At 67.3% G+C, this 13694-nt stretch carries 12 protein-coding genes and 1 other RNA gene; 8 read left to right on the top strand and 5 right to left on the bottom strand.

The window, feature by feature from the left end; genetic code table 11:
* Window positions 1–15 precede the first annotated feature (15 nt).
* From ssrS to Q9R14_RS00865, 3 genes are all read right to left on the bottom strand, one after another.
* Window positions 16–176: non-coding RNA, 6S RNA (ssrS, locus tag Q9R14_RS00875), on the bottom strand.
* A 63-nt stretch (window positions 177–239) separates the two neighbouring features.
* On the bottom strand, window positions 240–563 hold the full coding sequence (locus Q9R14_RS00870) for a cell division protein ZapA (protein WP_306003138.1): 324 nt from the start codon (window positions 561–563) through the stop codon (window positions 240–242).
* Window positions 563–811 carry a hypothetical protein gene (locus Q9R14_RS00865; protein WP_306003137.1) on the bottom strand — a complete coding sequence of 83 codons (249 nt, stop codon included), beginning with the start codon at window positions 809–811 and terminating at the stop codon, window positions 563–565. Before Q9R14_RS00865 ends, Q9R14_RS00870 begins: the two co-directional genes overlap by 1 nt.
* A 95-nt stretch (window positions 812–906) precedes the next feature.
* Here Q9R14_RS00865 and tkt point away from each other — a divergent pair, with 95 nt between their 5' ends.
* The 5 genes from tkt to Q9R14_RS16315 all read left to right on the top strand — a co-directional run bounded on the left by tkt (window position 907) and on the right by Q9R14_RS16315 (window position 7118).
* Window positions 907–2898: a transketolase gene (tkt, locus tag Q9R14_RS00860; RefSeq protein ID WP_371929740.1), complete on the top strand. Its 1992-nt coding sequence runs from the start codon at window positions 907–909 to the stop codon at window positions 2896–2898.
* A gap of 61 nt (window positions 2899–2959) precedes the next feature.
* Window positions 2960–3352 carry a VOC family protein gene (locus Q9R14_RS00855; RefSeq protein WP_306003136.1) on the top strand — a complete coding sequence of 131 codons (393 nt, stop codon included), beginning with the start codon at window positions 2960–2962 and terminating at the stop codon, window positions 3350–3352.
* A gap of 5 nt (window positions 3353–3357) precedes the next feature.
* A complete protein-coding gene (gene purT, locus Q9R14_RS00850; protein ID WP_306003135.1) occupies window positions 3358–4554 on the top strand; it encodes a formate-dependent phosphoribosylglycinamide formyltransferase in 1197 nt (398 codons plus the stop codon).
* Between the two features lie 253 nt (window positions 4555–4807).
* Window positions 4808–6895: a carbon starvation CstA family protein gene (locus Q9R14_RS00845; protein ID WP_306003134.1), complete on the top strand. Its 2088-nt coding sequence runs from the start codon at window positions 4808–4810 to the stop codon at window positions 6893–6895.
* Window positions 6888–7118 carry a YbdD/YjiX family protein gene (locus Q9R14_RS16315; protein WP_369814622.1) on the top strand — a complete coding sequence of 77 codons (231 nt, stop codon included), beginning with the start codon at window positions 6888–6890 and terminating at the stop codon, window positions 7116–7118. The genes Q9R14_RS00845 and Q9R14_RS16315 overlap by 8 nt, the downstream gene beginning before the upstream one ends.
* A 1-nt stretch (window position 7119) precedes the next feature.
* On the opposite strand, the gene Q9R14_RS00835 is transcribed toward Q9R14_RS16315, so the two are convergent.
* Together Q9R14_RS00835 and Q9R14_RS00830 are read right to left on the bottom strand one after the other, a co-directional pair.
* Window positions 7120–8391 (bottom strand): S41 family peptidase, encoded by a 1272-nt coding sequence (locus tag Q9R14_RS00835; RefSeq protein WP_306003133.1) that lies wholly within the window; start codon window positions 8389–8391, stop codon window positions 7120–7122.
* A gap of 50 nt (window positions 8392–8441) precedes the next feature.
* Window positions 8442–9152, bottom strand: coding sequence for an SDR family NAD(P)-dependent oxidoreductase (locus Q9R14_RS00830; protein ID WP_306003132.1), 711 nt, complete (start codon window positions 9150–9152; stop codon window positions 8442–8444).
* A gap of 41 nt (window positions 9153–9193) precedes the next feature.
* Here Q9R14_RS00830 and Q9R14_RS00825 point away from each other — a divergent pair, with 41 nt between their 5' ends.
* The 3 genes from Q9R14_RS00825 (at window position 9194) to carB (ending at window position 13660) form a co-directional block, all read left to right on the top strand.
* Entirely contained in the window at window positions 9194–9895 is a 702-nt protein-coding gene (locus tag Q9R14_RS00825; RefSeq protein WP_306003131.1) for an HAD family hydrolase, read from the top strand.
* A 125-nt stretch (window positions 9896–10020) separates the two neighbouring features.
* Complete coding sequence (locus tag Q9R14_RS00820) at window positions 10021–10335, top strand: ribonuclease E inhibitor RraB (protein WP_306003130.1); 315 nt, start codon at window positions 10021–10023, stop codon at window positions 10333–10335.
* Between the two features lie 25 nt (window positions 10336–10360).
* Window positions 10361–13660, top strand: coding sequence for a carbamoyl-phosphate synthase large subunit (gene carB, locus Q9R14_RS00815; RefSeq protein ID WP_306003129.1), 3300 nt, complete (start codon window positions 10361–10363; stop codon window positions 13658–13660).
* Window positions 13661–13694: the final 34 nt, after the last annotated feature.

Below are 13694 nucleotides of genomic sequence, written 5' to 3'. Positions count from 1 at the left end.
TCACAGGGAGAGGGTGGCGGCGCCGCACGAACCGTGAAGAACGTTTAAATCCTCTCGACCTGGGTAGCCAGGTGGGCTCCGTATGCCCAAGCCCTCGAGCCCGGACAGGGACAGATCCCGTAGAGTGAATTAAGGTCAGAAGGATATGTTGTCTTCGACGTGAGCCGCAGCATGACCCGCCGTCGATCAAGATAGGCCTTCGCCGGCCCCGACGCCAGCATCCGCAGACGAATAATCGACTAGAGGTTTTGGGCGATCTTTTCGATCCGCGCGGCGACGGCGTTCAACGCCTCCGCGACCCCGTCCGTCGAAGCCGCCGCTGGGGCGGCCGCTGACGAAGGCACCGCCTTGCCGGCGTTCAGCCGCGCCTCATGCAGTTCGTCGGCCAGAATCAGCGCGGACATTAGAAACAGCCGCAGATCGCCGACATGGCCTACGTCGCCTGCGACTTGGCGCACCTGGTTGTCGAACTGTTTGGCCAGGATGCGGACCCGCTCTTCCTGCCCGTCGGCGCAGCCCACCGCATAGGGGCGTCCATTGACCTCGACCGTCACCGTCGCCATCAGCCGGCCTCACTTTCGGCCAGGGCCTCGCGCACGGCCTGGGCGGCGCGGCCCAATGCCTCGGACGCCTCGCGCCCGGCGGCCTCCAGTTCGGCCACGCGCTGGTCGGTGGCGCGCGGTGCGAACAGGTCGTCGTCCGCGATCGCAGGCGCCGAGGCGGGCCGCGCCTTCAGCTCCAGAATCTTGCGTTCCAAATCGGCCAGGGCGCGGTCGATACGCGCCCGTGCGGCCGTGGTGGCGTCTGCCATCGGTCGCTCCTTTAGATTCCGTATAGAAGCCGAGGACGCGCCGGGGTAAAGGGGCGCGCCCCCCTTTTTCCGCCTTCCCAACAGAGGTCTCCACAGTGACCGACGCCAAAACCGCACCAAAGGCCACGCCCGAGCAGATGGCGAACGCCATTCGCGTCCTCGCCATGGACGGCGTCGAGAAGGCCAAGTCCGGCCACCCCGGCATGCCGATGGGCATGGCCGACGTCGCCACGGTGCTGTTTTCACGCTTCCTGAAGTTCGACGCCTCGCGCCCCGACTGGGCCGACCGCGACCGCTTCATCCTGTCGGCCGGCCACGGCTCGATGCTGATCTACGCCCTGCTGCACCTGACCGGCTACAAGGCCGCGACCAAGGAAGAACTGTCCAACTTCCGCCAGTGGGGCTCCAAGACCGCCGGCCACCCGGAATACGGCCATATGCCGGGCGTCGAGGTCACCACCGGCCCGTTGGGCCAAGGCCTGGCCACGTCGGTCGGTTTTGCCATGGCCGAGCGCCATCTGGCGGCGAAGTATGGCGATGATCTGGTTGATCACCGCACCTGGGTCATCGCCGGCGACGGCTGCCTGATGGAAGGCGTGTCGCAGGAAGCCATCGCGCTCGCCGGCCGCTACAAGCTGAACAAGCTGCACGTCCTTTGGGACGACAATGAAATCACCATCGACGGCAAGGTCTCGCTGTCGGATGCAACCGACCAGAAGGCCCGCTTCAAGGCCGCGGGCTGGGCGGTCAAGGCCATCGACGGTCACGACATGAACGCCATCAAGGGCGCGATGAAGTGGGCCATGCGTCAGGACAAGCCGACCCTGATCGCCTGCAAGACCAAGATCGGCAAGGGCGCCGCCACGATGGAAGGCAGCCACAAGACCCACGGCGCGGCCCTGGGCGCCGCCGAGATCGCCGCCACGCGCCTCGGCCTGGCCTGGGATCACGATCCCTTCGAAATGCCCCAGACCATCGCCGACGCCTGGAAGAAGGTCGGCCGTCGCGGCGCCAAGGACCGCAAGAAGTGGGAGGCCCGCCTCGCCGCCTCGGTCCAGGCCGCCGACTTCACCCGCGCCATGAAGGGCGACCTGCCCGAGGCCGCCTTCGACGCCCTGAACGCCAAGATCGCCGAACTGGTCGAGACCCAGCCCGCCCAGGCGACGCGCCAGGCGTCGGGCGCGGCGCTCGACGAACTGTTCGCCGCCATTCCCGAACTGGTCGGCGGCTCGGCCGACCTGACCGGCTCGAACAACACCTTCGTCAAGGGCACGCCGATCCTGGATGCGCCGACCTATGAAGGTCGCTACGTCAACTGGGGCATCCGCGAGTTCGGCATGGCCGCGGCCATGAACGGCCTGGCCCTGCACGGCGGGGTCATTCCCTACGGCGGCACCTTCATGGTGTTTTCAGACTACAGCCGCCCGGCCATCCGCCTGGGCGCATTGATGGGCGTGCGCGCCATCCATGTCCTGACGCACGATTCGATCGGCCTGGGCGAAGACGGCCCGACGCACCAGCCGGTCGAACATCTGGCGGCCCTGCGCGCCATTCCGAACCTGCTGGTCTTCCGCCCCGCCGACACAATCGAGGCCATGGAATGCTGGCAGGTCGCCCTGCAGACCAAGACCGCGCCGTCGGCCCTGGCCCTGTCGCGCCAGAAGACGCCGGCCGTCCGCACCGCCGCCGCGACCGAAAACCTGTCGGCGAAGGGCGCCTATGAGATCAAGGCCGCCAATGGCGAGGCCAAGGCCACCCTGTTCGGCACAGGCACGGAACTGGCCCTGGCGCTGAAGGCCGCCGAAACGCTGGAAGCCGAAGGCGTGGCGACCCGCGTCGTCTCGGTCCCATCGTTCGAACTGTTCGAACAGCAGGACGCCGCCTACCAGGCCTCTGTGATCGGCCGCGGCACGGTCCGCGTCGCCGTGGAAGCCGCGATCAAGCAAGGCTGGGAACGCTTCATCGGCGAAGACGGCGCCTTCATCGGCATGACCGGCTTCGGCGCCTCGGCCCCGGCCGAGGTTCTGTACGACAAGTTCGGCATCACCTCGGACGCCATCGTCGCGGCGGTCAAGGCGCGGCTGTAAAACCCGGATCACTCCCCCGTGCGCGACGCTTCACGGGGGAGATTTTTTGAAAGCAGAAGCCATGAGCCGCATCGGCGCGATCAGCCTGCTTGTTCACGACTATGACGCGGCCGTCGCCTTCTATGTCGGAAAGCTGGGTTTCGATCTCAGCGAGGATACCGACATGGGCGGGGGCAAACGCTGGGTGCGCGTCACCCCCATAGGCGGCGAGACCAGCCTGCTGCTGGCGCGCGCCACGACCGACGCCCAAAAGGCTCAGGTCGGCAACCAGGCCGGCGGCCGGGTCTGGCTGTTTCTGGAAACCGACGACCTGATGCGCGACCACGCCGCCTGGCTTGCCGCGGGCGTCCACTTCCGCGAAACCCCGCGACATGAGACCTATGGCAAGGTGGTGGTCTTTGAAGACCTCTATGGCAACGCCTGGGACCTGATCGAACCCGATACCGGAGCCTGACGCCCATGAAACTCGGCACCCCGCTTTCCGACACCGCCGTGCGCGTCATGCTGCTGGGCTCGGGCGAACTGGGCAAGGAAGTCGCCATCGAGCTTCAGCGGCTCGGCGTCGAAGTCATCGCCGTCGATCGCTATCCCAACGCCCCGGCCATGCAGGTCGCGCACCGCAGCCACGTCATCCCGATGACCGACGCCCAGGTGCTGAACGGCGTCATCCTCGCCGAGGCCCCGCACTTCATCGTGCCCGAGATCGAGGCCATCGCCACCGAGGTCCTGGCCGATATCGAGGCCGCCCGCATGGCGACGGTCATCCCGACCGCCCGCGCCGTGCAACTGACGATGAACCGGGAGGGTATTCGCAAACTGGCCGCCGAAGAACTGGGCCTGCCCACCAGCCCCTACGCCTTCGCCGGCTCGGCCGAGGAACTGGCCGCCGGCGCCGAGGCCGTCGGCTATCCCAACTTCGTCAAGCCGGTCATGTCCTCGTCCGGCAAAGGGCAATCCTTCGTCGAAAGCGCCGATGAAATCGCCGACGCCTGGACCTACGCGCAGGACAGCGGCCGGGTCGCCGGCGCCCGCGTCATCGTCGAGGGACGCATCGACTTCGACTTCGAGATCACGCTGCTGACCGTCCGCTCGCGCGACGCCGACGGCACGACCCGCACGGACTTCTGTGCGCCCATCGGCCACCGCCAGGTCAAGGGCGACTATGTCGAGAGCTGGCAGCCGCAGGCCATGACGCCCGCTGCGCTGGCCGCCTCCCAAGACATCGCCGCCAAGGTCACAGAGGCCCTGGGCGGTTACGGCGTCTTCGGCGTCGAACTGTTCGTCAAGGGCGACCAGGTCTGGTTCTCCGAGGTCTCGCCCCGCCCGCACGACACCGGTCTGGTCACCCTGGCCAGCCAGACGATGAGCGAGTTCGCGCTGCACGCCCGCGCCATCCTGGGGCTGCCCGTCGACGTGACCCAACGCGAGCCCGCCGCCAGCGCCGTCATCTACGGCGGCATGGACGCGCAAGGGATCGCCTTCGAGGGCGTTGCGGAGGCCCTGTCAGTCCCGAGCGCCGACCTGCGTCTGTTCGGAAAGCCCGAAGCCTTCGAGCGCCGCCGCATGGGCGTGGCGACCGCACGCGGCGCCGATGTGGAGCAGGCCCGCGACCGCGCGCGTGAAGCCGCAGGCTGTGTGAAAGTCGTTCGGGGCTGACCTGCGTCTCCTCCCCGCTAGCGGAGAGGGGGACCGCGAAGCGGTGGAGGGGTTCCTTCAGTCCCATTGGCGCTCTTGATGCGTCGCAGAACCCCTCGGTCACGACGCGAAGACGCGCCGCGCCACCTCCCCGCTCCGCAGCGAGGAGACTTCTGGTCCCTCATTTCTACGACTTTAGTCGATTGGCCTTGTCCCGGATTGTGGTGCAAACCAAGGGCGAGGGTCGCAGTCAGCCGGCCGGGAGGGATCTGTCGTGGGCAAACTCAGCACACCCATAATCTTCGGCGCCATCGCCATCCTGGGGGCGGTGTCCCTCGGCATGATCGCCCTGCATCAGGGTGAAAGCATCAGCGCGGTCTGGATGGTGGTCGCCGCCGTCTGCACCTATGCGATCGCCTATCGGTTCTACAGCCGCTACCTGGCCAACAAGGTCATGCAGCTGAATCCCGCGCGCTTGACCCCGGCCATGCGCCGAAACGACGGGCTGGACTATGTGCCGACGCCCAGGAACGTGCTGTTCGGCCACCACTTCGCCGCCATCGCCGGCGCAGGCCCGCTGGTCGGGCCGGTGCTGGCGGCCCAGATGGGCTATCTGCCGGGCGTCCTGTGGATCCTGGTCGGCGCCGTGCTGGCCGGGGCGGTTCAGGACATGATGGTCCTGTTCATGTCCACGCGCCGCGACGGCAAGTCGCTGGGCGACATGATCCGCACCGAAATGGGCAACATCCCCGGCATCATCGCCCAGGTCGGCGTCCTGATGATCATGGTCATCATCCTGGCGGTTCTGGCCCTGGTCGTGGTCAAGGCTCTGGCCGAAAGCCCGTGGGGCACCTTCACGGTCGCCGCCACCATCCCCATCGCCATTTTCATGGGCCTGTACACCCGCTTCCTGCGGCCCGGCCGGGTGGGCGAGGTCTCGGTGATCGGCGTCGTCCTGCTGATCCTGGCCATCATCGGCGGCGGCCATATCGCGGCCGATCCGTTCTGGGGTCCTGCCTTCACCCTGACCGGCCCGACCCTGGCGATCCTGATGATGGTCTATGGCTTCATCGCCTCGGTCATTCCGGTGTGGCTGCTCCTGGCGCCGCGCGACTATCTGTCGACCTTCCTGAAGATCGGCGCGATCGTGGCCCTGGCCGTGGGCATCCTCATCGTGCGTCCGCACCTGCAGATGCCGGCCATCACCCCCTTCATCGACGGCACCGGCCCGGTCTTCGCCGGCGCCCTGTTCCCCTTCCTGTTCATCACCATCGCCTGCGGCGCGGTGTCGGGCTTCCACGCCCTGATCTCGTCGGGCACCACGCCCAAGCTGCTGGAGAACGAAGCCCAGATTCCGATGATCGGCTACGGCGCCATGCTGTGCGAAAGCTTCGTCGCCGTCATGGCCCTGATCGCCGCCACGGTTCTGGACCCGGCTGTCTATTTCGCCATGAACAGCCCGGTCGCCGTCATCGGCAAGGATGCAGCCTCCGCCGCCGCCGCCGTGGCCCAGTGGGGCTTCCACATCACGCCCGGAGAACTGGAACAGCTGGCGCGTGACGTGGGCGAACATTCGATCCTGTCGCGCGCAGGCGGCGCCCCGACCCTGGCGGTCGGCATGGCCCACATCCTGTCCGGCGTGATCGGCGGCAAGGCCATGATGGCCTTCTGGTATCACTTCGCCATCCTGTTCGAGGCCCTGTTCATCCTGACCACGGTCGACGCCGGCACCCGCGTGTGTCGCTTCATGATCCAGGACCTGCTGGGCGTCGCCGTGCCCAGGATGCGCGAGACCAAGTCGTGGGGCGCCAATGTCGTCGCCACGGCCCTGACGGTCGGTCTGTGGGGCTATTTCCTCTATACCGGCGTGGTCGATCCGCTGGGCGGCATCAACAGCCTGTGGCCCCTGTTCGGCATCGCCAACCAGATGCTGGCCGCCGTCGCCCTGATCCTGGGCACCGTCGTTCTGTTCAAGATGAAGCGCGAGAAGTTCGCCTGGGTCATGGTCGTTCCCGCGACCTGGCTGCTGATCTGCACCCTGACGGCGGGCTTCCAGAAGCTGTTCCACCCGGACGTCCGCATCGGCTTCCTGTCCCACGCCCGCAAATATCAGGAGGCGCTGGGCGCCGGCGAACTGATCGCCCCGGCCAAGAGCATCGGCGACATGCACCGCATCGTGGTCAACGACTACGTCAACTCGACGCTGACGGCGGGCTTCCTGTTCGTGGTCGTCACCATGGTCGTCTATGGCGTCCTGGCGTGCCGCAAGGCCTATACGAACAACCGCCCGACGGTGCGCGAATATCCGGAAAGCCACCAAGTGACGGCGGCCGACGAGGCGGCGGATGCGGCCCGTGCCTGACGTTCAGGACGACCTGCTGTGCCTGTGTCGCGACACCGCCTTGCGGTGGGGTCGCGGCGTCAGGCGCACGGCCGGCGCCATGATCGGTCAGCCGGACTATCAGGCCTATGTCGATCACGCGGCGACGACCCATCCAGACCAGCCGCCGCTGGACAAGACCGCCTTCTTCCGCCTGCACGAGCAGCGCCGCTTCGGCGGCGCCGGCGGGTTCAAATGCTGCTGATCTAGAAACTGCTGGCGGGGGTCGAAGCCCTGGCCCGCTCCTCCGCCCGAAGGGCGGCGATTGCCGCCTCCAGCGTCGGGTCGTCGCCCGCGCGGCGCTGGGCCACGGTGCGCGGCGCGGCGATGTCCGGGGTCACGCCCCGCTTCTCGAGCCGAATCCCGCCCGAAGTCACGAAGTCCGCCCGGCTGAGCGTCAGCCGCCCGCCGTCCGGCAGATTGGTCTCTTGGGCGATCAGCACCGATCCGCCGGTCTTCTCGCCCACCACGATGCCGCGCCGCGCCTCCTGCAAGGCGGCCGGCGTCAGTTCAGCGGCGCTGCGGCTGCCCTGATCCACCAGAACCGCCACATCATTGGCCAGGGGATCGCGCCGGTCGCCGCAGTCGCCCGCCGCCCTCAGCACCACCGGCCGGCCGCTGCGTCCCGTTCGGGTCGCCCAGACCTGATCGCGCGGCAGGAAACAGGTCAGGACCGATTCCGCCTCCATCAGCCGCCCGCCGGGATTGCCGCGCAGGTCCAGCACCACATCGACATCGGGCGGCAAGCCTTCCAGTTCGCTGCCCATCCAGGCGCCTAGCCCCTTGTCGAACTGCTCGACCCGCAGCACCAGCACCCCCGGCCGCGACTTGTCAGCGGTGAACGGCTCGATGGCCTCCATCACCCGCGGCGTCAGGGCGATCTCGCGCCTCTGCCCCGCATCGTCGGTCAGGACCAGTTGCACCGGAACCCCGTCATAGGTCTCGACATCCGGTCCCCAGGGCTTCCCGTCGACCGAATTCAGGGCCCAGCCCATCTGCACGCCCGCCGCCTCGGCCGGCGAACCCGGCCGAACACGTTCGACGGTCCAGTCGTCCGGCGCCTCGCCCCGCATCAGGGTCAGGCCCATCACGGCGCGCCGGGCGAACTGCGCCTCCTGACGCCGCACCGCCGCCGGCGGACTGGCCGCCGCATGACCGTCGTCCAGCAGATCCAGCATCGCATTGATGACGCGGTACAGACCCCGCTCGTCGCTCGCCGCCAAGGCCTGGGGCCGGAACGTCGCGCGCGCGGCGTTCCAATCCACGCCGTGCAGGGTCGGATCATAATAGCCCCGCCGCACCTCGCTCCACACCCGGTCGAACACCCGCTGGTTCAACCGCGCGCGGTCACGCGAGGGCGCTGTGGCGACCACCGGATCGACAACCGGCGAATTAACCGGTTGGGCCACGGCCGGAACGCTCAACGGCAGGCCGAGCAACATAAGGCTGAAAAGCCGGGCGGAAACGCTCAGACGCATGGACGCCATCTGACGTCAGTCGACCGTTCCGCTCAAGTCACGACTGCGCGCTATTCCGGCACCCGCGCCCCGTCCCAGGCGAAGACGCCGCCGCTGTCGGCCGGCGTCAGGTTCGACAGCACCGACAGCAGCCGCTCGGCGGAATAGTCGGCGGTGAACAGCTTGCCCTCGGCCACCCCCTTCTGGAACGGCGCGCTCAGATCCGTCGCCACCGTGCCAGGATGCAGACCGGCGATCACCGCCTGCGGATGGCTGCGCGCAATCTCGACCGACAGATTGCGCAGGATCATGTTCAGCGCCGCCTTGGACGCGCGATAGGCATGCCAGCCGCCCAGTCGGTTGTCGGCGATCGACCCCACCCGCGCCGACAGGGCCGCGAACACCGCCCGCCGATCGCGCGGCATCAGCGGCAGCAGATGTTTCGCCGCCAGCGCGGGCCCCACCGCATTGACGCGGTAGTCGCGTAAAAGGTGTTCCGCATCCAGTTGGCGAAAAGCCCGCTCCGGCTGAAGTCCGTCGTGCAGCACCCCGGTCGCCACGACGATCAGGGTCGGCGCCGGCCCCTGGCCGATCCGTTCGGCGGCGGACGCCAGACTGGCCTCATCCTCCAAATCGGCGCTCAGCCCCTGCCCGCCCGCCACGTCCGCGCCCGACCGCGACACGGCCCACACCGTCTCGAACGCGCCGTCCGCCACGATCCGCTCGACCATCGCCCGGCCGATGCCGCCCGTCGCCCCGATCACCACCGCCGATCCGTTCATCGCGTCTCCCTTCCGCGTTCATCCCATGATAGGGGCGCGACATGAGCATCACCACGGTCGGCCTCGATGCCGACGACACCCTCTGGCACAACGAGACGATCTTCCGTCTGACCCACGCGCGGTTCGTCGATCTTCTGGCCGACCACGGCGACGAGGCGACCATCGAGGCGCGCCTGGCCGAAACCGAGCAACGCAATCTGCGGCTCTATGGCTACGGCATCAAGGGCTTCACCCTGTCGATGATCGAGACGGCGATGGAGCTGACGAACGGCGCCGCCCCGCCCCATGTGGTGCGCGAGATTTTGGCCGCCGGTCGCGAGATGCTGGCCCACCCGGTCGAGACCCTGCCCGGCGTGGATGCGGTCGTCGCCGAACTGTCCGAAAAATACCGCCTTGTCCTGATCACCAAGGGTGACCTTCTGGATCAGGAGCGCAAGCTGGCGGCCTCAGGCCTGGGCGACCTGTTCAGCGCCGTCGAGATCGTCTCCGAAAAGGATCGCGCCACCTACGAGCGGGTCTTCACCCGCCACGGCACCGGCCCGGCCGAGGCCGTCATGGCCGGCAACTCCATGAAGTCCGACGTCCTGCCCGCCATCGCGGCCGGTGCCTTCGGCGTCCACATCCCCTATCATGTCACCTGGGCCCACGAATTGGCCGACGCCCCGGTGGATGAGCCACGCTACGTCTCCCTGGCCCGCATCGACGAACTCCCCGACTGGATCGCGGCGATCGACGCCGCTTAAGGTCTTGCCCCCGCGCCCCTCCCTCTCTAAACGGGCCGCTTAACCGACAACCTGACGCGAACGTCGCATGGCCCTGCCGTGCGGGGGCTTCTCGCGCGCGTAGAGACCGAAGGAAAACGCCGCCCTTGCTCGCCCCGGACATCAGTCATGACGAACGCGACGCCATGGTGCGCGCGGCGCTGGCCGAACAGGGCGACAGCGGCGTGACGCCGCGCCACACGCAGTTCTATTTCTATGGCGAGGGCGATCACGGCGATCTGAACGAGGTCGCGCGGCGCGCGGGCTTTTTGACCAGCGGCGCGGACGATTCCACCATTCTAGAGACCACCATGGCGGTGGATGCGGCGTCGTTCGCGGCGACCTCGGCCATGATGCAGACCTGGGCCGCGGCCTTCCAGCTGGACTACGACGGCTGGGACTGCGCGGTCGTGACCCATTAGCGTTCAATAAGAAGAAGAGCTGGCGATGCCCAAGCGCACAGACATCCAATCCATCCTCATCATCGGCGCCGGCCCGATCGTCATCGGCCAGGCGTGCGAGTTCGACTATTCCGGCGTTCAGGCCTGCAAGGCGCTGAAGGCGGAAGGCTACCGGGTCATCCTGGTCAACTCGAACCCCGCCACCATCATGACCGACCCGGAGGTGGCCGACGCCACCTATATCGAGCCGATCACGCCCGAGATGGTCGAGAAGATCATCATCAAGGAAAAGCCCGACGCGCTTCTGCCGACCATGGGCGGCCAGACCGCGCTGAACACCGCCTTGGCCCTGCATGAATCCGGCGCCCTGGCCAGGCACGGCGTCGAGATGATCGGTGCCAAGGCCGAGGTGATCGACAAGGCCGAGGATCGCCAGAAGTTTCGTGACGCGATGGACAAGCTGGGCCTGGAATCGCCCCGCTCCAAGGCCGCCCATTCGATGGAAGAGGCGCTGGAGGGGCTGGAGTTCGTCGGCCTGCCCGCCGTCATCCGCCCGTCCTTCACCCTGGCCGGCACCGGCGGCGGCATCGCCTTCAACCGCGAGGAGTTCGAGGAAATCGTCCTGCGCGGCCTGGACCTGTCGCCGACCACCGAGGTGCTGATCGAGGAATCGGTCCTGGGCTGGAAGGAATACGAGATGGAGGTCGTCCGCGACACGGCGGACAACTGCATCATCATCTGCTCGATCGAGAACGTCGATCCGATGGGGGTCCATACGGGCGACTCCATCACCGTCGCCCCTGCGCTTACGCTGACCGACAAGGAATATCAGCGGATGCGGACCGGCTCGATCAATGTGCTGCGCGAAATCGGCGTCGAGACGGGCGGCTCGAACGTGCAGTGGGCCATCAACCCCGCCGACGGCCGCATGGTCGTGATCGAGATGAACCCGCGCGTATCGCGCTCCTCGGCCCTGGCGTCCAAGGCCACCGGCTTCCCTATCGCCAAGGTCGCGGCGCGTCTGGCGGTCGGCTACACGTTGGACGAACTGACCAACGATATCACCCAAGTGACGCCGGCGTCGTTCGAGCCGTCGATCGACTATGTCGTCACAAAGATCCCGCGCTTCGCCTTCGAGAAATATCCGGGTTCTGAGCCCCTCTTGGGCACCTCGATGAAGTCGGTGGGCGAGGTCATGGCCATCGGCCGCACCTTCCAGGAATCGATGCAGAAGGCGCTGCGCGGGTTGGAGACCGGCCTGTCGGGCTTCGACGAGATCGAGATCGAAGGGGTGGCCGGCGCCGAAGACGATGCGACAGCCCGCGCTGCCGTCGTGCGCGCTCTGGGCGTTCCGACCCCCGACCGCATCCGGGTCATCGCCCAGGCCTTCCGCCACGGCCTGACGGTCGAGGAGGTCAACGCCGCCTGTGCCTACGAACCCTGGTTCCTGCGCCAGATCGCCGACATCGTCCGTGAGGAAGGCCACGTCCGGGTCAAGGGCTTGCCGACGGACCCGACCGAGTTCCGCCGTCTGAAGTCCAAGGGCTTCTCCGACGCCCGTCTGGCGCAACTGACCGGGGCGACCGAAAAGGCCGTGCGTCTGGCCCGTCGCGGCCTGAACGTCCGCCCGGTGTTCAAGCGGATCGACACCTGCGCCGCCGAGTTCGCCAGCGCCACCGCCTATATGTACTCGACCTATGAGACCGGCGCTTTGGGCCAGGTTCCCGAATGCGAGTCCGAGCCGACGGACAAGAAGAAGGCCATCATCCTGGGCGGCGGTCCGAACCGGATCGGCCAGGGGATCGAGTTCGACTACTGCTGCTGCCACGCGGCCTTCGCCTTCGACCAGATCGGCGTCGAGTCGATCATGGTCAACTGCAACCCCGAGACCGTCTCGACCGACTACGACACCTCCGACCGCCTGTATTTCGAACCCCTCACGGCCGAGGATGTGCTGGAGCTGATCGAGGTCGAACGCTCGAACGGCGAGCTGATCGGCTGCGTCGTCCAGTTCGGGGGCCAGACCCCGCTGAAGCTGGCCCACGCCCTGCAAGAGGATGACATCCCCGTCCTGGGCACCAGCGTGGACTCCATCGATCTGGCCGAGGATCGCGAACGCTTCCAGCAGATGCTGGAAGGCATCGGCCTGCGCCAGCCGCCCAACGGCCTGGCCCGTTCGGCGGAAGAAGCCGCGCAGAAGGCCGAAGAGGTCGGCTATCCCGTCGTCCTGCGCCCCTCCTACGTCCTGGGCGGTCGCGGCATGATGATCGTCCACGACCGCGAGCAGCTTGACCGCTATGTCCACGAGGCCATGCGCGTCTCGGGCGACGATCCCGTCCTGATCGACCACTATCTGAACCGCGCCACCGAGGTGGACGTCGACGCCCTGTGCGACGACGAGATGGTCTTCGTCGCGGGCGTGCTGGAGCATATCGAGGAAGCCGGCGTCCATTCGGGCGACAGCGCCTGCTCCATGCCGCCATTCTCGCTGCGGCCCGAGATCGTGGACGAGCTGAAACGCCAGACCACCGAAATGGCCAAGGCCCTGAAGGTGCGCGGCCTTATGAATGTGCAGTTCGCCATCGAGGAGCCGCACAGCGAAAACCCGCGCATCTTCGTGCTGGAGGTCAATCCGCGCGCCAGCCGCACGGCGCCCTTCGTGGCCAAAACCATCGGCCAGCCTATCGCCTCCATCGCCGCCAAGGTCATGGCCGGCGTGCCGCTGGAGTCGTTCGGTCTGGCGGACAAGCCTTACGACCATATCGCGGTCAAGGAAGCGGTCTTCCCGTTCGCCCGTTTCGCCGGGGTGGACACCGTCCTGGGCCCGGAAATGCGCTCGACCGGCGAGGTCATGGGCCTGGACTTCAAGCGGCCGGGTGAGACCGACATGGCCCCCGCCTTCGCCCGCGCCTTCGCCAAGTCCCAAATCGGCGGCGGGACCACCTTGCCGACCTCGGGCTGCGCCTTCATCTCGGTCAAGGACGAGGACAAGCCCTTCATCGTCGACGCCGCCAGGACGTTGCTGGCTGAAGGCTTCAGCCTGATGGCCACCGGCGGCACCCACGCCTATCTGGTCGAACAGGGGCTGGAGGTGAAACTGGTCAAGAAGGTGCTGGAAGGCCGCCCGCACATCGTGGACGCCATGAAGAACGGCGAGGTTCAGCTGGTCTTCAACACCACATCGGGCAAGCAGTCGCTGCAGGACAGCTTCTCGCTGCGCCGGACCGCCCTGATGATGAAGATGCCCTACTACACCACCACCGCCGGCGCCCTGGCGGCCGCCCAGGCCATCGGCGCGATCAAGGCCGGCGACCTGGATGTGCGGGCGATCCAAGACTACGCCTGACGTTGACGAAATCTCCGGTTTTCGGCCGCACGCT

This window comes from Brevundimonas sp. C43, assembly GCF_030732185.1.
Lineage (GTDB): Bacteria > Pseudomonadota > Alphaproteobacteria > Caulobacterales > Caulobacteraceae > Brevundimonas > Brevundimonas diminuta_C.
Note: the sequence above shows the minus strand (reverse complement) of the source record. Positions and strands in the feature narration are given on the sequence as shown.